Genomic DNA, 26,103 nt, shown 5'->3' on the forward strand with positions numbered 1-26,103 from the left:
CATGACCAGAGCATTCCCACCAACTCCCGACCAATCAGCAGCGCCCGAACCGATACCTCCTTCAGCCGGTAAGCGCGGCGGCGGTCGGTCGCGTTTTGTGCGCAGAATTCTGGCGTTGATATTGACGTTGATGTTGGTATTGGTGCTGGCCGTTGTCGGGCTCTGGGTTGGCGCTCACTCCGAATCCGGTACCAGGGTAATATGGCAAGCGAGTACTTGGCTATCGCAACGGCATCTGAGCGGAGAACTGGTTGGCGGCACCCTGGCCGATGGTGTCCGTCTGAAGAATGTCGTCTATCGCGATGCCACGCAACAATTTTCCATCGACAAGATCGATGGCAACTGGGCGCTGAGCCTGTCGCCGCTGAAGCTAAGCGTCAGCCACTTGCATGTCGGCACGGTAGATGCACGGATGCCAGCAAAGCCGTCCGAGCCAATGACGTTACCGACCCGACTGGCCTTGCCGCTGGCATTGTCGCTGAATGGCATTACGCTGGACAAGCTCTCCCTGCAGCAAGGATTGAGCACAACTGAATTGCGCAATTTGTCATTGCATGCGGAATCTGACCGGATCCACCATGCGCTGGTATTGGAACGACTGGACACCGCGTTCGGCCGCGCCAGTGCCATTCTTCATCTGAGCGGCGACGCACCATTTCCGATCAGCGGCGGCGCTGAATTGAGCGGCGCCTACGAGCAGGAAAAATATCAAGTCGATGCCAATCTGTCCGGTACGCTGTCGGCCTTGAACATAGAAGTGCATGGCCGTGGCGACAAATTGAGCGGCACCGCAAACATTGCCGCGACGCCGTTCGCACCGATACCGTTGCAGCGCGTGCAAATAAGCGCCAAACACATCAATCCCAAATTATTCAGCACCGCAGCGCCTCTGGCTGACCTGAATGTGCAAGCGGATCTGGTGCCGGTTTCAACATCCGCGTCCGCCGGCAGCTCAGGTAAAGCCAGCGCCAATGCCGACCTGACGATCCTGGCCGTGAGCGGCCCTGTACACCTCACCAATGCGATGCCGGGCGCGCTCGATAAAGATCGCCTGCCGTTGATTTCCGCAGATGCCGAGTTGCGACTCGATGCGCAGACCCAACAACTCTCCAGCTTTCAGATAAAACTCGTGGATAAGGCCGCCATCAGCGGTGCCGGTGTATATCATAGCGACGGCAAAGAAAAACACACCGGCGCGTTTAACTTCAACGTTGCGGGCCTTGATTTGCATGCGCTGCACGGGCAGTTGCATGCGTCGCAGTTAGGTGGACCGGTCAGCGTCAGGCTGACCCCGGACACGCAGGAAATTCGCTTGCATCTTGCCGATAAAAATCTCTCGGCAAAAGTCGACGCGTTGATCGACCCCAGGAAAATCACCTTGCGCGCCGCACAATTGGCTGCCGGGCCCGCACGTCTCGATGCTAGCGGCAGTGTAGCCCGCGGCGGCGAAATGGCCTATGCGGCCAAGGGCAAGCTGCGTGATTTCGATCCCGGTTTGTGGATAAAAACCAGCGCGCCCAAGCGTGCCGGCGCCGGCAAAAAGGCCGGTGGTGGAAAAGCTGCCAAACCGGTCTCTGCCCGCATCAACATGGATCTCGATGCTGCTGGCAAGTTGATGCCAGAGCTGCAACTGAAGCTGAAGTTCAGCATCCTCGACAGTGTGTATGACGACCTGCCGATGACTGGGAACGGCACCATCAATCTGGCCGGCAAGCGTTTATTGCCAAGCGCTGCGCGACTGTCGGTCGCCGGGAATAACGCGCAGCTGAATGGCAGTTTCGGTGCGAGCGGCGACCATCTCAATGTGAAAGTTGACGCACCGCAATTGCAGCGACTGGGATTCGGCTTGGGTGGCGCTCTGCATCTGGACGGACAGATTACCGGCAGCATGCAGCGACCCGCAGTGCGGGCCAGCTACAGTGCCGAAAAATTGCTATTTGGTGCACATCAGCTTGCCAGCCTGGCGGGACAAGCCGACATCCAGGCCGACCTCAGTGCCAAGCTGACGGCTGCCGCCAACCGCCTGCAACTCAGCATCGAAGCACATGGTTATCGCGGTCCGGATATCGTCCTCAATAAGTTGAGCGCGAATCTGTCCGGTACTTTTGGGAACCACAGCCTGAAGCTCGAAAGCGACGGCACCGTGCGTGAAAAGCCATTGGCCCTGCGGCTGGCGGCACAAGGAAAACTGTTTGAAAGTGCTACTGGCTACGGTTGGCAGGGCGGCTTGAGCGAATTCAAGAATCAGGGAATCCCGCGGATTTCGCTGGATGCACCATTATCGATTCGCGCTACGGCCGATACGGTCGTGTTGGGCGCCACGCGCTTGAATATTGCGAATGCTGTCATCGATCTGAAAAACTTTAGTGTCGACCATGGCCGGATTCGCTCCGCTGGTGCGATCAATGCACTGAATGTGAATACCATGCTGGATCTGGTGCATGAATTTAGCGGCAACGCGCTACCGTTAAAAACCGACCTGGTACTCGACAGCAGCTGGGATTTTGGATTGACCGAAAGCGCTACCGGTTTTTTCATGGTCAAGCGCCGCAGCGGCGACGTCCGTGTGAATTCAGGGCGTGGAGAAACGGCGCTGGGCTTGTCCGAACTGCGGGTGCGGGCGGATTTTCAGGGTACGCAGGTCAATCTGAATGCGGCAGTGGCAGCCGCCCGGATCGGATCCGCCAATGCCCAAGTGCAACTGGGGTTGGTGCGACTGGGAAATAGCCTGACAATTACCGATCGCTCGGCGTTGGCGGGGGCCGCCAACGCCAGTGTTCCCGCATTGAAAACGGTGGGCGCTCTGATCGGACCGCAGGTCGGTCTGGATGGCAGCCTGGCGCTGAACGTCAAGCTGGCTGGCATGCTGGGACAGCCGAAATTGTCCGGGGCATTAACCGGCGATAAGCTCGCGCTGACCCTGTACGATCAGGGCATCAAATTGCGCGATGGTATCGCCCGTATCACTTTGGCAGAAAATGTCATCGATTTGCAGCAGCTGGAATTCCACGGCGGTGATGGCACTTTGCGCGCCAGCGGGCGGGTTCAGCTAGGAAAAGCCAATCCGGATCTGACGGCAACTGTGGTGGCGGATCGCTTACAGCTGTTCGCCAGTCCCGACCGGCAATTGATGTTGTCAGGTCAGGCCAAGATTGCCAACGTCAATGAGCAGTTGCACGTTGACGGCAAGGTCACGGTCGACCGTGCACTGTTCGATTTGCCCAAGAGTAGTGCGCCGACGCTCGGTGACGATGTCGTGATTGTCCGGAATGATGCCAAGACCCGTGCTACCGCGCTGACGGAAAAAGAAAAAATCGCGAAGACGGCAGAAAAGCCGGCTGGCAGCATGACGCCGATCATGAATATCGAAGTGGGTTTCGGCAGCGATTTCCGCTTCCGTGGCAGTGGTGCCGATCTGCGTCTGGGCGGCAGCATGATGGTGCATAGTGAACCCTTTTTGCCGTTGCGCGCCACCGGGACTATCCGTGTCATCGACGGTACCTACGAGGTGTTCGGGCGTAAGCTGGCGATTGAACGCGGCCTGATTAACTTCCGGGGGGCGATCAATAATCCGAACATCAATATCCTCGCGATGCGGCGCAATCAGGATGTCGAGGCGGGCGCTGAGATCAGCGGCTACGCAGCGGCACCGAGGGTCAAGCTGGTGTCTGAGCCGAATGTCCCGGATGAAGAAAAGCTGTCCTGGCTGATGTTCGGCCATGGCAGCGATAGTAGCGCGCTCGGTCAGCGTCAGGCTGCAAGTCAGGCATTGGCGCTGCTGGGCAATTACGGCGGCAAGAAAATCGCGCAAGGCATCGGCCTGGATGAGTTTTCCATCGGTTCCAGTGAATCCGGCCTGGTCGACCAGCAGGTCGTGAACCTTGGCAAAGCGATTACCGAAAAAATCAACCTCGGCTATGAACAAAGTCTGACCGGCGCAGCCAGCGTATTGAAATTCACCTGGCAACTTTCAAGGCGCTGGTCGATGGTGGTGCGCGGGGGAACCATCAACGGCATGGATGTGTTGTATACCCGGCGCTTTGACAATCTTGGGACGGACAAGAAGAAAATAGATCCTGTCGAAAAAAATGACAACAAGCCGCAATAAGGAACGGGGGCATGCTGCGACCCACGTAGCGCTATCTTTCGATACACTGACGTCTTTTCCCTGGAAGTTGCCGTTTTATGATTCTTAGATACCTTCAGGCCTATCCGTCCGTGTTGCAAGATCAGATACGCCAGCTCATCGAGCAGGATCGTTTGGGCGAATATCTGCAGAAGCGTTATCCGGGAAAGCATGCGGTGCAAAATGATAAAACCTTGTACGCCTATACGTTGGCGCTGAAGCAGGAGCATCTGAAGAATGCCCCGAACATCGACAAGGTGCTGTTCGACAGCCGGCTCGACCTGACGCATAAGGCCCTGGGTTTGCACACCGCCATCTCGCGCGTTCAGGGCGGCAAGCTGAAGGCCAAGAAGGAAATCCGCGTAGCCTCCTTATTCAAGGACGCCGCACCGGAGTTTCTGCAGATGATCGTGGTGCATGAACTGGCTCACCTCAAGGAACAGGATCACAACAAAGCCTTTTACAAACTCTGCGAATATATGTTGCCTGGGTATCACCAGCTTGAGTTCGATCTGCGGGTGTTCTTAACCCATCGGGACCTGAACAAAGCGGTTGCCAAAGAAACTGTTTAAGGTTTGGCGAAATTCAGCTGAGAATCAGCTGCTTCCGACACCCTAACTTGCGAGGCCTGCCATGCGCCGCTACAAACGGCTGTTGATCGTTATTCTGTTTCTGGCGTCGCTGCTCGCGCTATTTCAATTTTCGGGTCTCAGAGAACATTTCAATTTAGTGTTTCTGCGTCAACAGATCGTCGACAACAAAGTCAGCGGTTTGCTGATCTTTGTTCTGCTGTTTTGCCTGGGCAACCTGATTCAGGTACCCGGCTGGATATTTCTGGCCGCGGCCGTACTGGCGCTGGGCAAGACCTGGGGCGGTCTGGCGACCTATATCGCGGCCACCGTCTCCTGTGTGTTTACTTTCCTGACAATACGTTTCATCGGCGGTGACGCCATCCGCGAATTGAAGAATCGTCATGCGCGCAAGATACTCCGTGGCCTGGATGCGCACCCGATTAAAAGCATCGCGTTGTTAAGGGTATTGTTTCAGACCGTTCCTGCCCTGAATTACGCGCTGGCTTTGTCCGGCGTGAAGTTTTATAAATACCTGATTGGCAGCATGCTAGGTTTGCCATTGCCGATCATGTTGTATTGCCTATTTTTTGACTATGTCGGCAAGGTGCTGCATGTGGTTTGAGGCGATTGTGGCTCAGCGGCCTTCGATAGTCCCGTATCCGATATCATGACCGTTCGATTGAAGCGGAAGGTAAACAATGAACAAACAATTTTCTGTCGCTTGTGAGCGCAATCGTGTGCCGATTGCCGCAGTGCTGGGGAGTGTATTGACGACGTCGCAACGGGTGCTGGAGATCGGTAGCGGTACTGGCCAGCATGCGGTGTATTTCGCGGCGCAATTTCCGCATCTGACCTGGCAAACCAGCGACTTGCCGGCAAATCACGCGAGTATCCTGGCCTGGCAGCAGGAGGCTGGATTGCCGAATGTGTTGCCGCCGTTGGCGCTGGATATGGCAGATCCCGATTGGCCGCAGACGCTGGCGGCAGCGTACGATGCGATTTTCACGGCGAATACCTGCCACATCATGGCGTGGCCGCAGGTGCGGAACATGTTTGCCGGCGCGGGACGGGTGTTGGCGTCCGGCGGACGCTTTTGGACGTATGGGCCGTTTAATGTCGACAGGCAATTTACCAGCCCCAGCAATGCGGCGTTTGATGCCAGTTTGAAGGAATATGCGGCGCATATGGGAATACGGGATATGGCCGAGCTGCTGGTGTTGGCGGCTGAGCATCATCTTGTGTTGCTGGCTGACCATGCCATGCCGGCGAATAATCGGTTGCTGGAGTGGGAGCGGGTTTAACCTAAAAACGGCAGTTGACCGCTTCAAGTGACCTATACGATTTTGATTAAATTGAATAGTTCTTCAATCAATACGGTCACCTGTCTGGTGACCACGCTACCGGCACGATTGCACATTTTTCCGGCTCCCTGGCGTCGTTGCTCCTCCTTGCAGAATGCAGTCTGCCGCGTCGTCGCGCCTAGCCAGAAAGCCGGAAAAACGCACACTCATGCCGGTCCAACTACCGTTTCTAGGTTTAAGCGTTGTTGCTGCTACCGCCCCCGGTTTCTTAACTGCGACGCCCTGTCATTTCTTCACCGGCATCCGGCCGCAGTTTCAGTGCGAACGGCAGCGAACTCATGGCGATGATGCCGATGGTCAGAAATGCCGGCCAGAAGTCGGCGCTGACGATGCTGGTATTGCCCTGAAGCTGGTTTGAGATTTGTAGTGCGAAGCCGCCTACCGTGACGCCCATGCCGATGGCCAGTTGCTGGGCGACGCTGGTCAGGCTGGTAGCCTGGCTCATTTGTCGGGGGTCGATATCGGCATAGGCGATGGCGTTCAGGCTGGTGAACTGCATCGAGCGGACGCAGCCGCCTAGCAGCAGTAACGCCGCCACTATGGCATGCGGGCTATCCGCAGTGAGCGCACCGAATGCGGCCATCGATGCAGCACCGAACATGGTGTTATAGATCAGCACCGAGCGGAATCCAAAGCGTTTTAGAACGACACTGGTGATGGTCTTGACAAATATGGCGCCGATCGACGATGCGCAGGTGAGCAAACCGGATTGAAACGGCGACATCCCGAAGCCAAGCTGGAACAACAGCGGCAGCAAGAACGGTAAGGCGCCGACGCCAATCCGGAACAGCGAACCGCCAAAGATATTCATGCGCAGCGTGGGAATCGATAACAGGCGCAGATTCAGCAGCGGATGTTCGCAGTGGAACGCATGCCAGACGTAGGCCAGCAACGCGCTTGCGCCGATAGCCAGGCAGATCAGCGAGACGTCGCTATTGACCAGGTGGCGTCCGGCGCTGGCCAGGCCAAACATCAGGCAGGAGCAACCGACCGCTGACAGCACAAAGCCGATCCAGTCGAGTGGTACGGCGCGGTCTTCGCGCAGGTTTTGAATATACCGGTTGGCAAGGTAGATGCCGAGTATGCTGATGGGGATATTGATGAAAAATATCCAGCGCCAGTGAAAATAAGTGGTGATGAAGCCGCCCAGCGGCGGTCCGATCACCGGCCCCAGCAATGCTGGAATCGTCAGGTAGCTGAGGGCTTTTACCAGGTCGGCCTTGGTGACCGTGCGCAAGATCACCAGACGTCCGACCGGGACCATCATGGCGCCACCCAGGCCCTGGAAAAAACGGGCGGCGACAAATTCGGCCAGCGTGTGCGACATGCCGCACAGGATAGAGCCGAACATGAACACGCCTATGGCGCTGCGAAAAACGGTGCGCGCGCCGAAACGGTCTGCCATCCAGCCGCTGATCGGGATGAACACCGCCAGACTGACCAGATACGAGGTCATCGCCAGTTTCAGCGCAATCGGACTTTCGCCCATGTCGCGCGCCATGGCCGGCAATGAAGTGGCAATGACGGTCGCATCCATGTTCTCCATGAAGAGAGCACAGGCGACAATCAGAGGGGTAAGAAAAACGCGTGAGATTGCCATGAGGGAAGGTGCGCAGACGACAGTCTCTGCTGCAATCGAAGCTGCCGCAGAGACTGTCGCAAAAGCTGGCTAGTATACCGTTTGGGCGCATCCTTCGCTGATCAGGTAGCATACTCGCTTGTTAGTATTTTCTCGTTTCACACCACGCCGTGTGAGCGCCGCTTTGGTAAAAATATGGCCACAACGCCTCAATCAGCATCAGATATGTCTTCAGGCCACAATTCCGACGCAATTCCAAATGTACCCGGCGGCAACGCGCAGCCATACGCAGAGTGTTATGCCTTGCTCGACGATCGGAGCGCGGATCAGACTGTCGCCGCCTCCCGTTTGTACACTGGCTACCAGAGTGCGCTCTGCTGCCACACTGCCGCGCAGTTACCGCAGTTGCTGGCGCAGATGCAACAGGCATTGCGGGACGGCTTGCAGGTGGTGACGCTTTTCAGTTACGAACTGGGCAGCGCGCTGCACGGCATGGCGTCGCTTTCTACCGAATTGGCGCCGGCAGATGCGCCGCTGGCAGAAGTGCTGCTATTTGCAGACTGCCGCAAATTGACCGCCGCAGAGGTCGACGACTGGTTGCAACAGCGTGCGGATGGCGAGATCGATACCGGTTCCGACAGCGCGCAGGTGTCCGGCATCGCCAATGTGCGCGCCAACATCGATCGCGCTGAATTTGACGCCGCCATTGCCCGCATCCACGCGTATATCGAAGCGGGCGACACCTATCAGGTGAATTACACTTACCGCTTGCATTTCGATGCTTACGGTAGTCCGCTGGCACTGTATCGACAATTGCGCGAGCGCCAGCCGGTGCCTTACGGGGCACTGATAGCGTTGCCTGACGGTCGTGCCGTCTTGTCGTTGTCGCCGGAATTATTTGTGCGGCATGAGCAGGGCGTACTGACGGCACGACCGATGAAAGGTACTGCGGCCGCCAGCGCCGATGCGGCACAGAATCAGCAGACGGCGCTGGCCTTGGCAGCCGATCCCAAAAATCGCGCGGAAAATCTGATGATAGTTGATCTGTTGCGCAATGATTTGGGGCGGGTGGCGCAATCCGGGTCGGTGCGGGTGCCAAGGCTGTTTGAAGTCAGCCGTTACAACACGGTGTTGCAAATGACCTCAACGGTGCAGGCGCAACTGCGCAGCAATGTCGGCCTGACCGAGTTGATGCTGGCACTGTATCCATGCGGTTCGATTACGGGAGCGCCGAAACTGCGGACCATGCAAATCATCGCTGAGCTGGAGGCGGCGCCGCGGCGCTTGTATACCGGTGCGATTGGATGGTTCGACGCGCCTGCGGGAGAGCGTCAGATCGGGGATTTCTGTTTGTCGGTACCGATTCGCACTTTATTGCTGGAAGCCGAAAATAATGATGGTGTGCGGCACGGCGAGATGGGCGTCGGCGCCGGTATTGTGCACGATAGCGTGGCGTCGGATGAGTACGCTGAATGCGCATTGAAAGCGCAATTCCTGACCGGTCTGCGCGGCGATTTTTCCCTGTTTGAAACCATGCATGCGAGCAGGGCAGACGGCTGCCGTCATCTGGATTTGCATCTGCAGCGCTTGCGCGCATCTGCTGCGTATTTCGGATTTGCGCTGGATGAAGCCGGATTGCGAGCCGGATTGCGTGAACATTGTTCCCGCTTCCCCGATAGCGCGGCGTACCGGCTGCGCCTGAGGTTGTCGGCGGATGGCACTTATGCCGTGGCGAGTGCGCAGCTGCTTCCTCTTGATCTGCCCGTGAAGGTGTTGATTGCCAGTACGCCGATGCAACAGCACGATCTGTTTTTGCGTCACAAAACCACCCTGCGCAGCCGCTACGATCAGGCCTGGAAATGCGCCGAGCAGCAGGGTGCCTTCGACATGCTGTTTTTTAATCAGGCCGGCGAGTTGACCGAAGGTGGCCGCAGCAATGTGTTTGTCAAACTTGGCGGGCGCTGGTACACGCCGCCGCTGGCTTGCGGTTTGCTGCCTGGCGTGATGCGTAGCGTGGTCCTCGCTGATCCGGAGTGGAATGCATCGGAACGAAGACTGACGCGTGACGATCTGCAGGCCGCCGAACAGATCATGCTGTGCAACGCGCTGCGCGGCACCTTGGCTGCGGAGATCGCATGGTGAATTCGATACGGTCCGTCAGGCCTCTCAATAGAACTGCGCCAGTAGCGGAAACTCCTTGATCAGCAGCGGTATCACGCGTGCCGATGCCAGCGCGCCGGCAATCCCGGCCACCGAGATCGACAGCATCGCCAGTGACAGCCGCACTGTCAAGCCACGATTCCGGGCGCGCAGTACCAGCGGAAGATTGATCAGCACGCTAGCCAACGACGCGATGACAGCACCGGTGGCGACCACGTGTGCCGACACCGCATTGTTGCTCAGCAAGCTGGCAGCTGCCGCCACCGCACTGGCACTTGAGACGACCCCGCCAATCAGGCTGACGGCATAAATGCCAAGTTCGCCAAAGGTATCCTGGGTCAGCACGCCGGCGATGTGCAGGATCAGAAACAGCAACCCGTATTTCAGCGCTGCGGTCATTGAAAACGGTAGCGGCAAATCGCCCGGTTCGGCCTGGCTGTCATCGCTGGTGCGCATCGCATTGCGGTCCATGAAAAACCAGCCGGCGTTGACCAGCAACATCAAAACGAACGGCACCGCGGCCGTTAATGCCGCTTCAGGAGCAAGAATGAATAACAGGCTGGCGTTGCGTATCGTCATCGCTGCGGTAGCCAGCAGAATGCCGCGATAGGCAGCGCTCACGGTGTCCGGCCGATTGTCTTTGGCACGCGACGCCATCTCATTGACGGTGACGCTGCTGTTGACCAGCCCACCCAAAAATCCGGCCAGCGCGATACCACGCGTGCCGTAGATTTTCCAGAGGACGTAGTTGACGAAGCCGATGCCGGCAATCAGAATCACCGTGACCCACGCAGCGCGCGGCTCAATCAGATGCCATGGACCGATGGCGCCGGGCGGCAAGGCGGGATAAATCACAATAGCCAGAATCGCCAGCATCAGCGCCGAGCGCATTTCGGCCTCGGTCAGGCCAACGCTGAAGCCCGCCAGGCGATCTTTCCAGGCCAGCAGTGCGGTGACGATTACCATCACTGAGGCCGGGGTCGCAGTGTGGCCTTTGCCGCACAGGATGCCGATGACGCAGGTGATCAGCATTGCTGCCGAAGTGGTCAGTTCGGTGCTGACATGTGTGCGCAGCCGTTGCAGGTTTAAAAATACCGTCAGGCCGCCGGTCATGAACAAAATCAGATAGGCATAAGTGTCGCCCAGGATGCCGCCCATGCCGCCCAGCAATGCGATCAGTCCGAAGGTTCGCAGGCCAGCTTCCTTGCCGCGTCGTTCGCGCTCCAGTCCAATCAGCAGCCCTAGCGCCAGCGCCAGGCCCAGGCGGGTCAGGCTGACCACGTATGGCCATTTCACTTCCGGCAGGGACATGCCGATCTGGATGAGTGGTTGCGCGGCGATGTTGAGGGTATTCGGATCGATGGCGGTCATGGTGCGTGATGTTGTTGCTGTTGGGGAAACTATAAACCGAACGCGGTAAATGCGCTCAAATGAATGGCCCTTCAAAAGCAACTGCAACGATCAACCGTCTGGTTTTGCGTCTTCACATTGATGCACTGAACCGGGCCTAGAACGCAATGATCACGACCGATCCCGCCACAATCAGCGACCCGCCAATGGCTACCGGCCAAGTCAGCGGCTCACCGGCGAACAATAATCCCAACACAATCGCGAAGGCGACGCTCAGTTTGTCGATCGGAGCGACTTTCGAAACGGGGCCGATTTGCAGGGCGTGGTAATAGCAAAGCCAGGACAGGCCGGTGGCGATTGCCGAGAGTATCAGGAACAGCCAGTTGGAGGCGCCGATCAGCGCCGGCTTTTGCCATTCGTGGCGCAAGGTGACGATACCGGCAATCACGCCCAGGATGATGACGGTACGAATAAACGTAGCAAAATTCGAATTGATGCCGACCACGCCGAACTTGCCAAAGATCGCCGTCAGACCTGCAAAAAATGCAGAGCCAAGGGCAAACAGTTCCCAGCCGGGGCGTAGATTCATGTTTGATTCTCCTGTGGAAAATGACGATGGACGCCACTTTCTCACATCTACACGGCTCGGGCAAACTGATGGCGAAACCACCTGCTATTCCCGCTTGGACATGGCCGGCGCCACGAACGTCCAGGAAATAGGTAAGGGAGGAGGCATTTATGCACACCAGAACGAGCGGATGCCCGCAACGCCATAAGCACCATTTTTTTGCGCACATGTCAGCAATTGACGGGTCATCCCACCTAATGCATAAACAGGAAGAGTTGTGCGTGCAGCCATGTCTGCAAAAACCTCCCATCCCAAAGGCTGTGCTTCCGGATGGCTCGCGGTGGCGAGTACTGGCGATAAAGTTGCGAAATCTGCGCCAAGCGTTTCGGCTTTCTTTAACTGTTGCAGCGTATGACAAGCCGCGGAGACCAGCTTGTCGGGATCAAGTGGCCGATGTTGAAAAGCAGCCAGGCGGGTACCGTCCAGATGAACCCCATGCGCGTCGATCTCATTGACGAGTTCCGGATCCGCATTGAGCAACAGGATTGCACCATGTTGCCGGCAGCAAGCCAAAACTTCGACGGACAGTTTTTTGTAGACCGCCGGTTCGAGTGTTTTCGCACGGAGTTGGACCAGGCGAATCCCCGTGATGAGCGATTTTTCCAGTTGATGGATAAACTCTTCAAGTCGATTTTTATCTTCAGGCTCGGGCGTCACCAAATACAGAGGGGAAAGTGATTGTTGTCGTGTATTCATGTCCGGGCTTCTTTCGAGTTCACGGTGAAACGGTGATCAGCGTCAACGTGCCAGGCTTCAAACGCAAGCGTGGCGCCGGTTTCTGTTGCGTGGCGGCTTCGGCAGGTTCGGCTTCGGCGGCGGCCAGGTACACCTTGTGTGAAACCGGATCGATCGCCAGGGTCCTCGCGCCAGGCACGGTGTTGACGGTTTGCTTGAGTTGGTAATGGGTGGCGTCGAGTGCGCTAATCACGTTGAGCGTGCCGTCGCCGTTCGAACTGAAGGCCAACCTGGCCGCCGCATCATAAGCCGTTGCATCGCTGCCGCGACCGATAGGCGGCGCATCCAGTATTTTCCCGGTATTGGCATCGACGATTGCCATTTTTTGATTGTGGCAGCCAACGAATAGCCGCTGTGTGGCTGGATCGATGGAAAGACCCGCCGGCTCATCGCAACTGGCAGACAAGTCGTAGCGATGCGTGATCACCAGCTTTTTGGTATCCACGACAACCAGTTGGTTCTTGTCTTCCAGATTGACAAACAAGCGCCCTTTTCCGTCAACCGCGACAAACTCCGGCTTGCCGCCGAGCGGTATCGCGGCCAGCGCCTTGCCGCCCGCCGCATCGATTGGCGTCAGGCTGCCGGACCCGCCGTTGGCCGCGAACACGCGCTTGCTCGCTGGGTCATACACGATGCCATCGGGTTTCTTTTCAGCAGGCACGTTGCCGATAACCTTGAGCGTTGACAGCGCAAATATGGTCACGGAATTGTCTTTGCCGTTACTGGTGAATCCACGATCGAGATCGGCGGCCAGCGCGACGCCATGCACGCCAGGCGTATTCGGGATTGCTCCTACAATCTGCTTCTTGTCGACATCGAATACATCGACCCGGTCACCGTGCGTAATGAACAAATGCCGGTGCTCGGCATCCACGATCAGATAATCCCATTTGACGTCGCCATCCAGGTGCTGCTTGTCAATGATGTGGTAAGCGGTATCCTCTGCGTGGGAGGTAACCGGGCAGCACAGAATAAATGCAGTAATGGCGGCGACGGCGAACGAAGACGCAATTCGCATGTTACGCGGCGAACGAAGAAGCATGCTGACATTCCTTTTCAATGCATGGGTAAAAAATTCCTGGATTATCGATTGGCACTACGCCATGCGCCTCTCGACCTCACTTATTGCTGCTGGCCGGTTCCGCGCCCAGCCCCAGCTCCTTGCGCAGTTCAGTCCGCGCGGACTCAAAGTCGACTTTGAAGTCAGCGCGTGTCATCAGGCTCGCTGCGATCACTGTTCCGACAATACGCCCGGCCTCAATGTCTGAACGATAATGCACGCCACCGACGATGCGATTATTCGCATACTCGTGAGCGCGCGCCATAATCTCGATCCGCTTTTCGGGGACCATGTTCGACAGGACGATACCCATTAATGTACCAGCTGTCGCATGCCCGGAGGGATAGGCGCCCGATGCAGTCATTTTGACCACCGGCTTTACCAGGTCGCTATATTGATACGGACGTGGACGTTGCCAGAAATCTTTGGACGGATCGACCACGGCGCCTTCTGAACTCACGACCCGTGCAAAAAATGCGGAAAATTTTGGCAATCTGCCGGCGACGAATTTCGGTCCCAGGACATCGCTGAAGCGCCAGATATTTTCTACTGCATCTGCTTGAGCACGTGCCACCATTTCCGGTGTACGCGTGACTTGCAGCGTCAACACCTCGCCAAGCTCCGCCCTGGTCTGCGCCGACTCGTTCGCCGGGGGCGGCGGCAAAAGCTTGATCAAATCGATGTCCCTTGCAGAGATGAACGGCTGTGCTTCCGTTGCGCATGCGGGGAGGCTGGCGATGCTGGCGGCAGTGACGAAAAAGAAAAACAAAGATGCAGATAATTTGCGCATGACAACCACCTTGGAATGAATTGAATAAAAGAAAAACGCGTAAGAAAAACCTGCTGCCGTTTCTAGGGTTGCTTCACCTGTGCCAGCTCGCAAACCGATTTGCTGCCGTCGATGCGACAGCTATTCACCTGTTGACCGGATGTGTTCCACACCTTGACGTCCCAATGGTTGGGGCCGTCACGCTCCATCGTCATAAAGCCAAAGCCGTTGACCCATGAACTCAAGTGTTCCACCACCGCACCCGGCGCCGGTGTGGCACCAGGCGGCAATACTTCCGGCAGTGGCACCACATCTTCCTGGGTGCCCGAAAAGCCGGCCACGAACTGGGTCGGATGGGGGCTGGAAAAGCTCACCTCCTGCCAAACGTGCACGTGGCCTGACATCAGGGCATTCACACGTGGCGGCAGGATAAGTGGATTGACTTTAGCGAAGACTGACTGAAGCCCGCGATTGCCTGGCAACAGGGACACTTCGCCTTCGGCATTCCGTTTCGCCGCAAAACCGAGAATCGGATGGTGGTTGACCGCAATGTTGTAGTCGGCCTGCTGCGACAGGATCTCCAGCTTGCGGTACATGTCGAGGTACTTTTCCTGCCGGATATCGCCTTGCGGAATCGGACCGCCGCTAGTATTCGAGGTGTCCAGGACGATGAACTGCGCAGCGCCGCCCACCGGCACTGCGTAGGGATCGCTGTAGTCGCCCATGTCGTCATTGGCCGCATCATTGCAATCGCGGCCAGGCGTCAACGGACGCGGATCGATAAAACGCCACCAGCCCTGACCGCCGCGTGCGCAGGACTCGTGGTTACCGCGCACCAATATCCACGGCGCGGCTTTCAGCAATGCTGTCGCGGGTTCGAAAAAATCCGCTTTCCATGCCTCCCATCCATAGCCCCAGGCACTGCCGGCACAACCGGCGTTGTGTTCCGGACAGGCGTTTTCCCGGTACAGATAATCACCGACGTGCACCACCAGATCGGGCTTCCAGCTGGCCGCCAGGCCGGCAATTTTGGCAAACGGATACTGGCGCGCATCATTGCATGGCTGGAAAGCGCCATCGCTCTTTTTCAAACGGCAACCGGTATCGCCAATGACCACGATCCGTTTCGCTTCAGCTTGAGGCAGCGGTAACGACCGGCCTTCGACCGTTGCCGTTACGGTATGCAGCGGGATCATCTTTTCGCAAGTAAGCAACGGGAAGGAAGATGGCTTGGACTCGTCAGGCGCGGAGCGGGTCGGCCGCTGCGGAATGATTTGGGCTTGTGCCCGCACATCCATTGGTAGCCGATGCCCGTCGAGCTGGATAGGCGGGCACTGGGCGGCAACCGTCAGCACGCGAGCAACCGGCACGCCGTTCTCGCCCAGTACCACGAACGAGACGAAGTCCGCCGCGCTGCCCGATCCGCCTGCAACCGAGGCGCATCCGAATAAGGCAGCAGCCGGCGCCAGTAAAACAAGCAAACGCCAATACGAGGCGAGAGATGAACAAATCATGCCGTACTCCTTCAAATCAGCGTGTGAATTCGACCCAGACCTGATACAAGCGGTCGCTGCCGCGCATGTCCGGCGGCGGCTCCGGATATTGCGCACTCTGTACCGACTGCAGCGCGGCCCGGTCGATCATCCCGATGCCGCTGCTGACTACCACCCGTGCCTGAGAGGGGAGCGTGTCGCGCAAGTGGAACTCCAAACGTACCCGGCCGGCAAAGTGCAGTGCGGCCGCGGCCGCTGGGTAAGCGACGGCAGCCTGCACCGCAGCGCGTACCTTGGCCGCGTATTCGGCACTTGGATCGGCACGGCCGCTAGCCGCCGGCGTTGGCGGCGGGGGCGGTGGAGGCGACACAGGTTCGGTAAACGTGGTCGGCGCCTGCGCAACCGGCAACGGGGTGACCGGGGTCGGCGCTTGCTTGGGCGGCGGCAGGACTTGCGGCTGAGGCCTGGTCGGAATGACCTTGGCTTTAGGCTGCGGTGTCGATTTCGGTTTCGGCGGCTTGGGAGCGGGGGGCGGTTCAGGTGGCCGCTCGTCCTGATTCAACAGAGTGATCGGCACAGGTTCTGACAAGGCGGGTTTGAATGGCGTGCCGACCAGGATGGCGCAGACGATAGCCAATAGCGTGGCTTCGACCACGATTGCCAGGCCCAACGCCTGCATCGGAAAACGGCGGATACTTGCAGACATGATGTTCCTACCTGGCTGCGGCATTGCGCGTGGCAAGGCCGATTTCGGTCGCCCCGCCGTTACGGATTGCATCGATCACTTCCATCACCTGTTGCAGCGAGGCGGTCTGGTTGCCGGCAATGGTCACTGCCGTCTTGCTGCTGTCGCGCTGACGCAGCAAAGCCGTCAGTTGCGCCGGCGTCAGAGGGCGGTTTTCGACCAGCAGCGCACCGTCCGCCGCAATTTCGACCAGCAGCTTGGGCGGCGGCATCGTGACGGCGGTCGAACTGGTCGGCAATTTGGTCACATGACCCGAGGTGGGAATCATACGCAACGTCAACATCGCGAAAAAGACCAGCAAGAACAGCATGATATCGATCATCGGAATGATTTCGATCCTGGCCTTCCGGGTTTCGAGGTAACGCATCTCAGGCCCTCGCCGGAATGGAAATCGATTTAATATGGGGCACGCCGAATGACAGCGGCGACTCCAGACGATCGTGACGATTGACCAGCATGATCTTGATTGTCTCAAGCTGATGCAGAACAACCCGCACGCGCGTGTGCAAGGCATTGAAGAACACCAGTCCGATCATGGCGATAAACAGGCCGGAAGCCGTAGCAATCAGCGCTTCGGCAATCCCGCCGGTAACTTGCGCCGCGCCATTCTGGGCATCGCCCAGTACATGAAACGCATTGAACATGCCGATGATCGTGCCAAACAATCCTAGCAGCGGCGCCAGCGTGATCACGGTATCGAGCACCCATAGAGAGCGGTCGAGGATCGGCACCTCGTGCATGATTGCTTCTTCCAGATGGCCGCCGAACGTGTCGCGGTCGGCGCTGGCCGGTTCTTTCCGCAGGACGTCGAACAGGCGGACATGCGGCAGGTGTGAAAATTTTTCCGGCACGGACCAAACGTTATTCGCACCTTCCTTTTTCAGCATTGCGATCAACTGCTCGCCGCCTTGCTGCATGTTGGACAGGTGGCGGGTGCGTTCGATGATGACGGTCAGGGCAACCAGCAACAGCAGCAGCATCAGGTACAACGTGCCGCCGGAGTCATTGGCGAGTTCAAGTAAATGGGAAATGTTCATGATTTGAAGTGGAAAATGGAGCAGCCAGGCTGCCCCGATGAATCGGACGACAGGATCAGAAGTCGATCGTCAAGGTCAAGGCAGTGCTGCGGGCCGGCAGCAGCGTCAATTGATCGCCCGGCGCCGGCACCGACGTCGTGGTCGTAGCCGGCGTCACACCAACGATGCTGTGCTTGTCGAACAGATTGTTGATGCCGAACTGGATCTTGGCCTGCTTCGCCCAACTGACCGGATTCTTAACCGTATAGTTGACGAACAGGTTAGACAAGGTGAACGGATCGATGGCGACGGCCTGGTGGGTGGCGCCGTTGTCGTTGTACGTTTTGCCCACGCGCTTGGTGAACCACCCCATGTTCCAGGCACCCCGTTCATAGCTCAGGCCCAGCGTTTCTGTGTCGCTCGGGGCACTGGCAACCCATTGGCCGCTGGAATATTTCGCGCTGCCGTAGGTGCCGTTGATGTACAGGTTAAATCCACCGCCCAAAATAATATTGCTTTCGGCTTCGACGCCTTGACTGACTGAAGTGCCGTTGGCGAAGAACGTGGTGTTGCCGCTGATATCGGTGGATGACGAGTAGGCATTATCGAACTTGATGTGGTAAGCGTCGACATCCAGGGTGAATTTGTCGGATTTCCACACTGTACCGATCTGGAAAGTCTTGGTCTTGATCGAAGCAGGCAGGACGGTGACCTTCGCATTTTTGACGTCGAAGACGTTGGTTGGCGGAATTTCGTCGCCGACGGCGTATTGTGCGTAAGCCGACCAGTTCGGCTGCAACTTGTAATGCAGATCCAGCGAAGGCAGTGTCGAGCTGTAAGTGGCTGCGTGCGAGATACTTGGTGCGCCGCCGAGGTTGCCGACCGTCTTGCCGTTGTCCGCGAACTGCGTGAAATCCTGCCGGTACGCCGCATACTTGATGCCCGGTGTGATTTTCAGGTCATTGGTGACATTGAATTCATATTCGGCAAACGGCTGCAAGGTCGTTGTTTTGAATTTTTCATGGAAATTGGGCAGCACTGCATCGATCCAGGTGCGCGGATCGGATGGTATCTGGTAGCGGTTGGTGTCCGCATATTCCGACCACAATCCGGTACGGAAAGTCCCCATGCCGGATTCCTGGCTCAGGCGCAACAGGTTGCCGTAGGTGCGATAAGCGTTGAGCTTGTCGGTGGCACTCGTAGTAGTGATGGTTGTGCCGTTATAGTTCTGCTGGTTGTGGTACGCATAGGTATACAGCTTGTCGTCCAGCTTCCAGCCATTGCCCAGATTCGACGTCAGGCCAAGGTATTCGAAATCTGAGGTGACGTGGTAAAAATTGTAGCCGTAATAGTTAGCCTGCTTCGGATCGTTGCTCATCAGGTAGTTGTCGCCAAACTGAGCCACTTGGACGCGCGTCGGCCCTTTGGTGTTCGGCGTGTTGGAGTGCAGATCGATGTAAGAACCGAACAGGGTCAGTGCAGTATTGTCGGTAATCGCGAACTGGTATTTAAGCGAGACAGCGTCGCGCTTCTGCTTGTTGAAAGTTTGGTAGCCGTCGGACTTCATTTCATGGACGTTGAACAGCAGGTTGGACGACCCATCCGTGCCGATCTGTCCGGTTTCATGTTCAACGCCGATCAGCGAGGTGTTCCAGGTCCCATACGAACCGGTCACGCTAGTGCGCTGTCCTGGTTCGAGGTTGCGCGACAACAGGTTGATGGAGCCGCCGAAATTGGCCGGGCCGATCGTCGCTGCCGAACCCGGGCTACGATCAACCACCGCGCCGCCGATGAACTGGCTAGGAAAAAATGCCCAGGAATGGTGAGTTGGACTGTTGGTATCCTGAAACGGGATGCCATCAAAAGTGATGGAATAGTCGCCATCCTGGAAACCGCGGAAATAGGTCTTTGTATCGCCCAAGGCCGGACCGTTCGGGCTGAAACTGTACACGCCCGGCGTCATTTGGATCACCTGACTGAAATCGGCGATTGGGGAAGTATAGTTGCGGATGAAAGCGTCGCTGACCTCGGATTGCGCCGAGCGCGCCGTCAACGAACCCTGCGAAGGCGCGTTCCTGGCGGCAGCAGGAACGCTCGCTGCATGGTTGGTGGCGCCCGATCCATCGGCGGCGCTGACGGCACCAAGATCGGTGGCTTGCTGAGCCTTGGCGACGTATGGCGTCACCATACACATCACGGCTAGCGCACGCAAAACATTGACAGCACACGGCTTGAGACTAGGGACTTTCATGAGGGCTCCTGTTAGAAAGGATGCATGCTATTGAGTAAATATTTCCTCTTCATGACGTTGGTTTCCAGCCACAATCGCTAGTCGTGCCGTGTCAAAAATTTTAGCGAGTCACGTTACAGCATGGGCATCGCGGAAGGCGATTGGCGATCGCGCGCGCAACTAGAAAACGCAGCGTCGGAATGGGGGCAGGGAGGCTATGTTGCACAAATCTTCGGTAAGTTAGCGAAAAGACAGTAAATGCTCGTAAACTGAAGTCATGACAAAACCCTCTCCCGCCAAATACCGCACGACGAACTGGAAACAATACAACGCTGCGTTAAAAAGTCGGGGTTCGTTACACGTCTGGTTAGACAAGAACATGCAATGGGATGGGCAAGCCCAAGGCCGCCGTGGCCGCGTGCAGAAGTTCAGTGATGCGGCGATCCAATTTTGCCTGACGATCAAAGGCTTATTTGGATTGGCGTTGCGGCAAGCGATTGGTTTTGTGCAAAGCTTGTTACAGTTAGCGAAATTAGATTGGCAAGTGCCCGATTACAGCACGCTATGTCGACGACAGAAGCATTTGACGGTGGTCATCCCATGCCGCAGAAGTGATGGTGGATTGCATTTATTAGTCGATAGCACCGGCATAAAAATGCTAGGCGAAGGCGAATGGAAGACCCAAAAGCATGGTGCAGAATATAGACGACAATGGCGTAAAGTCCACCTAGGGATTGATGCTCAAACGATGGAAATCCGTGCGATAGAAATTACGGATAACAGCATCGGTGACGCACCCATGTTGCCTGCGCTACTCGATCAAATTCCCGCAGCAGAACCCATCATCGCCGTCAGCGGTGACGGTGCGTACGACACCAAAGGCTGTCATGACGCAATTGCGGCACGCGGTGCAGCTGCAGTGATACCCACGCGTAAAAATGCACAGTATTGGAAAGAGACTACGGCGGGCGATACAGCACGCAATGAAACCTTGCGTACAACCCGTTATTTAGGCAGGACGCTGTGGAAGAAATGGAGCGGCTATCACCGCCGTAGTCTGGTTGAAACCAAGATGCGATGCTTCAAACTGTTAGGCGAACGCGTCATGGCGAGAGACTTTGATCGTCAGGTGGCAGAGTTGCAAGTACGCGTCGCAATCCTTAATCGCTTCACCCAATTAGGGACACCTGACACCGTTCTTGTGTCCTGATTTTCTGGGGTATGGGGCTATTGCGCTCAGCAATCTATTTGCGCAACAAAGCCCTACGGAGTCGTCGATAGTAGGTCCGCCAACCGCAAACCACAGAATTGATTTGCCGAGCGACTTGTGACAGATTGATGGTTTGCAAACAGTGTAGCCGCTAACGCCTTACGACTTGGCGAGTCACGCTCGGGCGAGTTTAGGGCTTACGTTTAATCAATGCAGGCACCACTGTTTCGAAAGTGTTGCCCGCCAATTTCGTCGCACTAATCCGGATGATCTTACTTGACGGTCGTTTGCGACTTAACCGCTTGAGCATTATTCAGCGCCGCATTGCCAGGCAACTCAGCCTGATTCCAGCCGCCGCCGAGCGCTGCCACCAGTTTCACACTCGCAGCCATGCGACGGTTAAGGATGCTTAGAGCTGAATCTTCTGCGCTGAGCGAGGTGGCCTGCACGGTCGCGACACTGGTGTAGTTGACCAGACCGGCTTTGTACTGATTCAGGATCAGCGTCACTGCCAGACGTGCCGATTGCACGGTTTCATCTTGTACCTGCGCTTCTTCTTCCAGTATCCGTAGCGCCGCCAGATTGTCTTCGACTTCCTGGAAGCTGGTCAGCACCGTTTGCTTATAGGCCGCGACACTGCTGTCGTAGGCGGCGATGGCCTGGTCGGTTTGCGCCTTGCGGGCGCCGCCATCGAAAATGGTTTGCGCCAGCGCCGGACCGAGCGACCAGACCCGGCTTGGGAGAGTCAGCCAGTTGACGAAACTATTGCTCTGGAAGCCGCCGGATGCCGACAGGGTCAGCGCCGGAAAGTAGGCCGCTTTGGCGACCCCTATCTGGGCGTTGGCAGCCGCGGCGAGACGTTCTGCCGCGCTGATGTCCGGACGCCGTTCCAGCAGTGCGGACGGAATCCCGGTGGGGATTGCCGGCACCACGGCAGCCAGTGGCGCCGGTGCGATCGAAAAAGTCGACGCCGCTTGTCCAACCAACAATGCAATGGCATGTTCGGTCTGCGCCCGTAGCACGCCGAGATCAATTAGTTGCGCCTGCGCCGATTTCAACTGGGTTTGCGCCTGGATCACATCGGCTTTGGCGACGACGCCGGCAGCATACTGGTTTTGGGTTAGCTGAAAGGATCTTTGATAAGCGGCGACGGTATCCTCCAGCAGAATTTTCTGTGCGTCGAGTATCCGTAATTGCCAGTAATCCTGGGCCAATGCGGATTGAGCACTGAGTCTTGCGGCCTGCAAGTCGGCAGCGCTGGCTTGTGCGCTGGCCTGATTCGATTCGACCGTGCGGCGCACCTTGCCCCACAGATCGGGTTCCCAACCGGCGGTCAGAGACAGCGAATTTGTGGTGGCGACCCTACTGCTACTGCTGCTGCTGCTGCTGCTGCTGCTGCTGCTATTGGAACCTCTACCGGAGCGGGTCGACGAGACATTCGCATCCACGGTCGGAAAATACGCCGCGCGCGCCGCTTGCACCAGTGCGCTGGCCTGGCGATATTTTGCTTCGGCCTGGGCCAGATTCTGATTGGAGATGTCGATCTGGGTAATCAGCGAATTCAGCAGTGGATCGTTATAGGTTTCCCACCAATGGTCGCCCAGTTCGTGATCGCGCGGCTCGGCGACTTTCCAGTCTTTGGATTCCTTGAAGGCGGCAGGCGTTTCCAGCGCCGGACGAACATAATCGGGTCCGACCGCGCAGGCACTCAATAACGTCGCCAATGCCAATACACTTATATGTTTCATTTCAATTCCGTCCATTTACAGGGCTGAAAAACGCTGCGCTTTGCGCCGCGCTTGTTCGGCTATCGGTTCAGCTATCTGCCCACCATTATCGGCAACATTAAACAGTCGCGCTATCCGCATCGGCGATATCTTCGCCACGTTTGAATTTCTCTTTGCACCACAGACTGAAGCGATCCAGATACAGATACACCACCGGCGTTGTGTAGAGTGTCAGGAGTTGACTCATGATCAGGCCGCCGACGATCGAAATGCCGAGCGGCGTGCGCAATTCGGCGCCGTCGCCGCGGCCGAGCGCCAGCGGAATCGCCCCCAGCATGGCCGCCATGGTGGTCATCATGATCGGCCGGAAGCGCAGCAAGCAGGCTTCAAAGATGGCATCGCGTGGCGACATGCCCTGGTTGCGTTCGGCATCGAGCGCGAAGTCAATCATCATGATGGCGTTTTTCTTGACGATACCAATCAGCAAAATGACGCCGATCAAGGCGATCAGGCTGAAGTCGGTTTTAGTCAGGAGCAGCGCCAGCAAAGCGCCGACGCCGGCAGACGGCAAGGTCGAGAGAATCGTAATCGGATGAATATAGCTCTCGTACAATATCCCCAGCACGATATACACCGCCAGCAGCGCCGTCAAAATCAGCAACGGCTGACTATCCAGAGACGATTGAAAGACGTTTGCCGTGCCGGCAAAAGTGCCATGCAACGAGGTCGGCACACCCAGGCGGCTCATGGCATTGTTGATGGCCAGCGTCGCCTCCGATAGCGATACGCCCGGCGGCAGATTGAACGAAATGGTGGAGGCAATAAACTGGTTCTGATGATTCACCGATAGCGCGGTATTGGTCGCTTCAAAGTGCGTGAATGAGGACAGCGGGACTTGTGCTTCGACTGCTGTCGAGAGCGTTTGCGCCAGCGATGAGTTCGATGCCAGCTTGCCGTTCGCGGTCAACGCCGGCGGCGTCCCGAGCGCCGAGGTGGTTGGCGAAAGATTCGCGTTTTGCGGTGTGATGCTGACGTAAGTTTTGCTTAAAATTTCCCGGCTTTGCCAGTATTCCGGTGACGCTTCCATCACCACATGATATTGATTCATGCCGCTATAAATGGTTGATATTTGACGTTGGCCAAACAGATCGTTGAGCGAAGAGTCGATCAGCTGAGGCGTTACGCCGCTCCTGATCGCGGTCTCCCGGTCGATCGCCAAGGAGGTTTGCAAGCCCTTGTCGTTCTGGTCGGTATTCACATCCGCCAGCTCTGGCAAGTTGCTCAACGCCGCACGTATTTTGGGTTCCCAGGTGCGCAACTCGTTGAGGTCGTCCGATTGCAAGGTGTATTGATATTGGGCATCGCTGGCGCGGCCGCCGACGCGGATATCCTGTACCGCTTGCAGAAACAGGTTGGCTCCCGCGACATGAGTGAGTTTGCCGCGCAGTCGCGCAATCACCAGGTCGGCAGATAGTTTGCGTTCGGATAGCGGCTTGAGTGTGATGAACATCGAACCGCTGTTGCGCCGGCTTCCTCCGGTGAAGGCAATCACATTTGCAACGGCGGGATCTTTCTTGACGATTTCCACAAACGTATTGAGTTTGCTATGCATGGCTTGAAATGAAATCGCCTGATCGCCCTGAATTCCGCCCACCAGGCGTCCGGTATCCTGTTGCGGGAAAAAGCCTTTTGGAATGATTTTGTACAGGTGAATATTCAGGGCGATGGTGCCCGCCAGGATGAGGATCATCAGCGGGGCGAAGCGTAACGCCCAGGTTAGCGAACGCTTATAGCCATTCAGCATGGCATCGAAAACGCGTTCGGTGGCGCGGAAAAAACGACCTTGCTTGTGGTGCGGGTCATGCTTCAACAGGCGCGCGCACATCATCGGCGTAGTCGTCAGCGAGACCACCAGCGAGACCAGGATCGCCGCTGACAGCGTTACCGCGAATTCACGGAACAGGCGGCCGACAATTCCCCCCATCAACAGAATCGGAATGAATACCGCGATCAGCGAAATACTCATCGACAGCACGGTAAAGCCGACTTCGCGCGCACCTTTGATCGCGGCATCGTATGGCTTCATGCCTTTTTCGACATGCCGCGAGACGTTTTCCAGCACCACAATCGCATCGTCGACGACGAAGCCGGTGGCAATCGTCAGCGCCATCAAGGACAGGTTGTCGAGACTGTAACCGAGCGCGTACATGATGCCGAAGGTGCCGATCAGAGAGATCGGTACCGCGACTGTCGGAATCAGCGCAGCCCGTGCATTGCGCAGAAACATGAATACCACCATGATGACCAGCGCAATCGACGTCAGCAGCGTCTCTTCGGTATTGACCAGTGAGGCGCGAATGGTCGGCGTGCGATCGAGTGCGACGTTGAGATTGATGGCGGATGGGATGGATGCCTGTAATTGCGGTAGCAGGGCGCGCACACTATCGACCGTTTGAATGATATTCGCCCCCGGTTGCCGGCTTAAAATCACCAGCACCGACGGTTTGCCGTTGGCCGAACCGGCATTGCGCAAGTCAGCGACGGAATCGACCACGGTAGCCACATCTTGCACACGAATTGGCGCGCCCTTGCGATAGGACACCACCAACGGCATGTATTCGGCGGCGGTTTTGGCCTGGTCATTGGCATAAATCTGCCAATTTTTATCACCGTCTTCGAGTATCCCTTTGGGGCGATTGGCGTTGGTTGCTGCCACGGCTGTGCGGACGTCGGCACTTCCTATGCCGTATTTATTGAGCGCGGTTGGGTTTAACTCGATCCGCACCGCCGGCTGCGAGCTGCCGCCGACGCTGACGCTGCCGATACCCTGAACCTGGGACAGTTTCTGGGCCAGGACCGTATCGGCGGCATCGTACATCTGACCTTGCGTCATGCTGTCGGATGTCAGCGACAAAATCATGATCGGTGCATCGGCCGGGTTGACTTTGCGGTAGGTCGGATTACTCGGCATGCCGGTGGGCAGCAGGTTGCGGGCAGCATTCAGCGCCGCCTGGACATCGCGCGCGGCACCGTCGATATCGCGGCTCAGATCGAATTGCAAGGTGATGCGCGTCGAGTTGAGTGAGCTCGACGAGGTCATTTCAGTGATCCCTGCAATCGAACCGAGTGCGCGCTCAAGCGGTGTCGCAACGGTGGCAGCCATGGTTTCCGGACTGGCGCCTGGCAACGATGCGGAGATCGAAATGGTGGGGAAGTCGACTTGCGGCAATGGCGATACCGGCAACAGCCGGAATGCCACCAGGCCAGCCAGCGCCACCCCGATCGTCAGCAGGGTGGTGGCGATCGGACGCCGAATAAAAGGAAGCGAGATATTCATAAGCT

Annotated in this window: 20 protein-coding genes; 6 read left to right on the forward strand and 14 right to left on the reverse strand. The window is 57.1% G+C overall.

The features are described 5' to 3' along the window. The first annotated feature begins 1 nt into the window (after position 1). The 4 genes from AC3CHX_RS02855 to AC3CHX_RS02870 all read left to right on the forward strand — a co-directional run bounded on the left by AC3CHX_RS02855 (position 2) and on the right by AC3CHX_RS02870 (position 5,999). Positions 2-4,108, forward strand: a complete 4,107-nt coding sequence (locus AC3CHX_RS02855; protein ID WP_488642599.1) for a translocation/assembly module TamB domain-containing protein — start codon at positions 2-4, stop codon at positions 4,106-4,108. 77 nt (positions 4,109-4,185) lie between these two features. After that, entirely contained in the window at positions 4,186-4,698 is a 513-nt protein-coding gene (locus tag AC3CHX_RS02860; protein WP_488642600.1) for a YgjP-like metallopeptidase domain-containing protein, read from the forward strand. Positions 4,699-4,759: 61 nt separating this feature from the next. Next, complete coding sequence (locus tag AC3CHX_RS02865) at positions 4,760-5,320, forward strand: TVP38/TMEM64 family protein (protein WP_488642601.1); 561 nt, start codon at positions 4,760-4,762, stop codon at positions 5,318-5,320. 76 nt (positions 5,321-5,396) lie between these two features. Beyond that, the gene (locus tag AC3CHX_RS02870) at positions 5,397-5,999 is read left to right on the forward strand and encodes a DUF938 domain-containing protein (protein WP_488642602.1); all 603 of its coding nucleotides are present in this window, start codon (positions 5,397-5,399) and stop codon (positions 5,997-5,999) included. Positions 6,000-6,267: 268 nt separating this feature from the next. Here AC3CHX_RS02870 and AC3CHX_RS02875 read toward each other — a convergent pair whose 3' ends face one another. Then, positions 6,268-7,659 carry an MFS transporter gene (locus tag AC3CHX_RS02875; RefSeq protein WP_488642603.1) on the reverse strand — a complete coding sequence of 464 codons (1,392 nt, stop codon included), beginning with the start codon at positions 7,657-7,659 and terminating at the stop codon, positions 6,268-6,270. A gap of 204 nt (positions 7,660-7,863) precedes the next feature. Here AC3CHX_RS02875 and pabB point away from each other — a divergent pair, with 204 nt between their 5' ends. Next, complete coding sequence (pabB, locus tag AC3CHX_RS02880) at positions 7,864-9,780, forward strand: aminodeoxychorismate synthase component I (protein WP_488642604.1); 1,917 nt, start codon at positions 7,864-7,866, stop codon at positions 9,778-9,780. 24 nt (positions 9,781-9,804) lie between these two features. Here pabB and AC3CHX_RS02885 read toward each other — a convergent pair whose 3' ends face one another. From AC3CHX_RS02885 to AC3CHX_RS02930, 10 genes are all read right to left on the reverse strand, one after another. After that, on the reverse strand, positions 9,805-11,169 hold the full coding sequence (locus AC3CHX_RS02885; protein WP_488642605.1) for an MgtC/SapB family protein: 1,365 nt from the start codon (positions 11,167-11,169) through the stop codon (positions 9,805-9,807). A gap of 136 nt (positions 11,170-11,305) precedes the next feature. Further along, positions 11,306-11,737 (reverse strand): EamA family transporter, encoded by a 432-nt coding sequence (locus tag AC3CHX_RS02890; protein ID WP_488642606.1) that lies wholly within the window; start codon positions 11,735-11,737, stop codon positions 11,306-11,308. 147 nt (positions 11,738-11,884) lie between these two features. Next, entirely contained in the window at positions 11,885-12,472 is a 588-nt protein-coding gene (locus AC3CHX_RS02895) for a thiamine phosphate synthase (RefSeq protein WP_488642607.1), read from the reverse strand. Positions 12,473-12,491: 19 nt separating this feature from the next. Further along, positions 12,492-13,553 carry a YncE family protein gene (locus AC3CHX_RS02900; protein WP_488642608.1) on the reverse strand — a complete coding sequence of 354 codons (1,062 nt, stop codon included), beginning with the start codon at positions 13,551-13,553 and terminating at the stop codon, positions 12,492-12,494. A gap of 76 nt (positions 13,554-13,629) precedes the next feature. Then, positions 13,630-14,361, reverse strand: a complete 732-nt coding sequence (locus AC3CHX_RS02905; RefSeq protein ID WP_488642609.1) for an acid phosphatase — start codon at positions 14,359-14,361, stop codon at positions 13,630-13,632. A 62-nt stretch (positions 14,362-14,423) separates the two neighbouring features. Then, positions 14,424-15,854: a metallophosphoesterase family protein gene (locus AC3CHX_RS02910; RefSeq protein WP_488642610.1), complete on the reverse strand. Its 1,431-nt coding sequence runs from the start codon at positions 15,852-15,854 to the stop codon at positions 14,424-14,426. Between the two features lie 16 nt (positions 15,855-15,870). Then, positions 15,871-16,539, reverse strand: coding sequence for a TonB family protein (locus tag AC3CHX_RS02915; protein WP_488642611.1), 669 nt, complete (start codon positions 16,537-16,539; stop codon positions 15,871-15,873). A gap of 7 nt (positions 16,540-16,546) precedes the next feature. Then, positions 16,547-16,945 (reverse strand): ExbD/TolR family protein, encoded by a 399-nt coding sequence (locus AC3CHX_RS02920; protein ID WP_488642612.1) that lies wholly within the window; start codon positions 16,943-16,945, stop codon positions 16,547-16,549. 1 nt (position 16,946) lies between these two features. Continuing rightward, positions 16,947-17,615 carry a MotA/TolQ/ExbB proton channel family protein gene (locus AC3CHX_RS02925; RefSeq protein ID WP_488642613.1) on the reverse strand — a complete coding sequence of 223 codons (669 nt, stop codon included), beginning with the start codon at positions 17,613-17,615 and terminating at the stop codon, positions 16,947-16,949. A 55-nt stretch (positions 17,616-17,670) separates the two neighbouring features. After that, the gene (locus AC3CHX_RS02930) at positions 17,671-19,845 is read right to left on the reverse strand and encodes a TonB-dependent receptor (RefSeq protein WP_488642614.1); all 2,175 of its coding nucleotides are present in this window, start codon (positions 19,843-19,845) and stop codon (positions 17,671-17,673) included. Positions 19,846-20,101: 256 nt separating this feature from the next. Between AC3CHX_RS02930 and AC3CHX_RS02935 the strand changes: the two genes are divergently transcribed. Then, positions 20,102-21,034: an IS5 family transposase gene (locus tag AC3CHX_RS02935; RefSeq protein WP_488642615.1), complete on the forward strand. Its 933-nt coding sequence runs from the start codon at positions 20,102-20,104 to the stop codon at positions 21,032-21,034. A 34-nt stretch (positions 21,035-21,068) separates the two neighbouring features. On the opposite strand, the gene AC3CHX_RS02940 is transcribed toward AC3CHX_RS02935, so the two are convergent. The 3 genes from AC3CHX_RS02940 to AC3CHX_RS02950 all read right to left on the reverse strand — a co-directional run bounded on the left by AC3CHX_RS02940 (position 21,069) and on the right by AC3CHX_RS02950 (position 26,098). Next, entirely contained in the window at positions 21,069-21,173 is a 105-nt protein-coding gene (locus tag AC3CHX_RS02940) for a group II intron maturase-specific domain-containing protein (protein WP_488642616.1), read from the reverse strand. 133 nt (positions 21,174-21,306) lie between these two features. Beyond that, positions 21,307-22,782 carry an efflux transporter outer membrane subunit gene (locus tag AC3CHX_RS02945; RefSeq protein WP_488642617.1) on the reverse strand — a complete coding sequence of 492 codons (1,476 nt, stop codon included), beginning with the start codon at positions 22,780-22,782 and terminating at the stop codon, positions 21,307-21,309. Positions 22,783-22,879: 97 nt separating this feature from the next. Beyond that, the gene (locus AC3CHX_RS02950; protein ID WP_488642618.1) at positions 22,880-26,098 is read right to left on the reverse strand and encodes an efflux RND transporter permease subunit; all 3,219 of its coding nucleotides are present in this window, start codon (positions 26,096-26,098) and stop codon (positions 22,880-22,882) included. Positions 26,099-26,103: the final 5 nt, after the last annotated feature.

It is taken from the genome of Glaciimonas sp. OK215 (genome assembly GCF_057787885.1).

Excerpts from the sequence above, each read along its gene's own strand:
- AC3CHX_RS02895 (WP_488642607.1), bottom strand. The coding sequence starts at position 12,472 with ATGAATACACGACAACAATCACTTTCCCCTCTGTATTTGGTGACGCCC.
- AC3CHX_RS02900 (WP_488642608.1), bottom strand. The coding sequence starts at position 13,553 with ATGCTTCTTCGTTCGCCGCGTAACATGCGAATTGCGTCTTCGTTCGCC.
- AC3CHX_RS02945 (WP_488642617.1), bottom strand. The coding sequence starts at position 22,782 with ATGAAACATATAAGTGTATTGGCATTGGCGACGTTATTGAGTGCCTGC.
- AC3CHX_RS02925 (WP_488642613.1), bottom strand. The coding sequence starts at position 17,615 with ATGAACATTTCCCATTTACTTGAACTCGCCAATGACTCCGGCGGCACG.
- AC3CHX_RS02855 (WP_488642599.1), top strand. The coding sequence starts at position 2 with ATGACCAGAGCATTCCCACCAACTCCCGACCAATCAGCAGCGCCCGAA.
- AC3CHX_RS02915 (WP_488642611.1), bottom strand. The coding sequence starts at position 16,539 with ATGTCTGCAAGTATCCGCCGTTTTCCGATGCAGGCGTTGGGCCTGGCA.
- AC3CHX_RS02935 (WP_488642615.1), top strand. The coding sequence starts at position 20,102 with ATGACAAAACCCTCTCCCGCCAAATACCGCACGACGAACTGGAAACAA.
- AC3CHX_RS02870 (WP_488642602.1), top strand. The coding sequence starts at position 5,397 with ATGAACAAACAATTTTCTGTCGCTTGTGAGCGCAATCGTGTGCCGATT.
- AC3CHX_RS02905 (WP_488642609.1), bottom strand. The coding sequence starts at position 14,361 with ATGCGCAAATTATCTGCATCTTTGTTTTTCTTTTTCGTCACTGCCGCC.
- AC3CHX_RS02910 (WP_488642610.1), bottom strand. The coding sequence starts at position 15,854 with ATGATTTGTTCATCTCTCGCCTCGTATTGGCGTTTGCTTGTTTTACTG.
- AC3CHX_RS02860 (WP_488642600.1), top strand. The coding sequence starts at position 4,186 with ATGATTCTTAGATACCTTCAGGCCTATCCGTCCGTGTTGCAAGATCAG.
- AC3CHX_RS02865 (WP_488642601.1), top strand. The coding sequence starts at position 4,760 with ATGCGCCGCTACAAACGGCTGTTGATCGTTATTCTGTTTCTGGCGTCG.
- AC3CHX_RS02920 (WP_488642612.1), bottom strand. The coding sequence starts at position 16,945 with ATGCGTTACCTCGAAACCCGGAAGGCCAGGATCGAAATCATTCCGATG.
- AC3CHX_RS02890 (WP_488642606.1), bottom strand. The coding sequence starts at position 11,737 with ATGAATCTACGCCCCGGCTGGGAACTGTTTGCCCTTGGCTCTGCATTT.
- AC3CHX_RS02875 (WP_488642603.1), bottom strand. The coding sequence starts at position 7,659 with ATGGCAATCTCACGCGTTTTTCTTACCCCTCTGATTGTCGCCTGTGCT.
- pabB (WP_488642604.1), top strand. The coding sequence starts at position 7,864 with ATGTCTTCAGGCCACAATTCCGACGCAATTCCAAATGTACCCGGCGGC.
- AC3CHX_RS02930 (WP_488642614.1), bottom strand. The coding sequence starts at position 19,845 with ATGAAAGTCCCTAGTCTCAAGCCGTGTGCTGTCAATGTTTTGCGTGCG.
- AC3CHX_RS02950 (WP_488642618.1), bottom strand. The coding sequence starts at position 26,098 with ATGAATATCTCGCTTCCTTTTATTCGGCGTCCGATCGCCACCACCCTG.
- AC3CHX_RS02885 (WP_488642605.1), bottom strand. The coding sequence starts at position 11,169 with ATGACCGCCATCGATCCGAATACCCTCAACATCGCCGCGCAACCACTC.